The organism is Pseudomonas sp. YuFO8 (assembly GCF_035065025.1).
GTDB classification, from domain to species: Bacteria; Pseudomonadota; Gammaproteobacteria; order Pseudomonadales; family Pseudomonadaceae; genus Aquipseudomonas; species Aquipseudomonas putida_AE.
In genome coordinates, this window is sequence record NZ_JAXDEQ010000107.1 from 1 (window position 1) to 551 (window position 551).

Consider the following 551-nt stretch of genomic DNA (forward strand, 5'->3'; position numbering starts at 1 on the left):
GTCTTGGCTGGCGCGACGAACCCTTGTTTTTTGTTCGTTTAATTGCAAGCCCTTAGGGAGTAGTTTTGAAATCAGCTTTATGAATTTAGCTCCGTCCTCATTTCCGCTTGAGATGATAATGATGTCGTCTACGTACCGTGAGTAAAAAAACACTCCAGGTTGGGAACAAACCTCCTTGTCAAATGGAAGCATCATTATTTCTGAAAGCGTCGCACTTAACGCGAGCCCTCGTGGTACTCCTAGACCTCCACTGTTTGTGTGATGGTTCAGTATGTCTTTAACCATTTTTTTTGTTGTAGGGCTTAGTCTCTGAATCTTCGATATGATGGAGATCACATCCTCTGTTAGGAATGATTCATAAAAGCTCTTGACGTCGAGTCGATAAATTTTGTATGACACGCCTTCGGATAATATGTTTTTTATATTTGCGATAATTGAATCGCGACTGGCGTTTGGCAGTTTTATGTTTCTTTGTATGTTTTTATTTATTTTTCTGAGTATTAGCTCGTCACTAAAATTCTTTATTCTGTAGATCGTTTTATTTTTCACTT

At 38.7% G+C, this 551-nt stretch carries 1 protein-coding gene; it reads right to left on the minus strand.

Features of this window, described 5'->3' with window-relative positions; all coding sequences use genetic code 11:
* A partial coding sequence (gene drt3a / locus SOP95_RS31515; RefSeq protein WP_323609516.1) for an antiviral reverse transcriptase Drt3a occupies positions 1–551 on the minus strand: 551 nt, incomplete at both ends.